Origin of the sequence: Flavobacterium sp. GCM10022190, assembly GCF_042656445.1 — a bacterium.
GTDB lineage: Bacteria > Bacteroidota > Bacteroidia > Flavobacteriales > Flavobacteriaceae > Flavobacterium > Flavobacterium nitratireducens.
The window spans coordinates 1-512 of the sequence record NZ_JBHSOQ010000021.1; the positions used below are offsets into that span (position 1 = coordinate 1).

The following is a 512-nucleotide window of genomic DNA, read 5'->3' on the forward strand; positions in this document are numbered from 1 at the left end:
ACAGAATGACAGGTGCTGCATGGTTGTCGTCAGCTCGTGCCGTGAGATGTTAGGTTAAGTCCTGCAACGAGCGCAACCCTTTTCTTTAGTTACTAATATTAAGTTAAGGACTCTAGAGATACTGCCTGGGTAACCAGGAGGAAGGTGGGGACGACGTCAAATCATCATGCCTCTTACGAGTGGGGCAACACACGTGCTACAATGGTCGGTACAAAGAGAAGCAATATGGTGACATGGAGCAAATCTCAAAAAACCGATCTCAGTTCGGATTGAAGTCTGCAACTCGACTTCATGAAGTCGGAATCGCTAGTAATCGTAGATCAGCTACGCTACGGTGAATACGTTCTCGGGTTTTGTACACACCGCCCGTCGCACCATGGGAGTTGGTAATGCCCAAAGTCGGTGAGTTAACTTCGGAGACCATTGCCTAAGGCAGGACTGATGACTGGGGTAAAGTCGTAACAAGGTATCCCTACGAGAACGTGGGGATGGAACACCTCCTTTCTACGGAG

Annotated in this window: 1 rRNA gene; it reads left to right on the plus strand. The window is 48.8% G+C overall.

The annotated features are described in order from the left end of the window. Positions 1–504: ribosomal RNA gene (locus tag ACFPTQ_RS16085) — 16S ribosomal RNA — on the plus strand; the annotation flags it as partial. Positions 505–512: the final 8 nt, after the last annotated feature.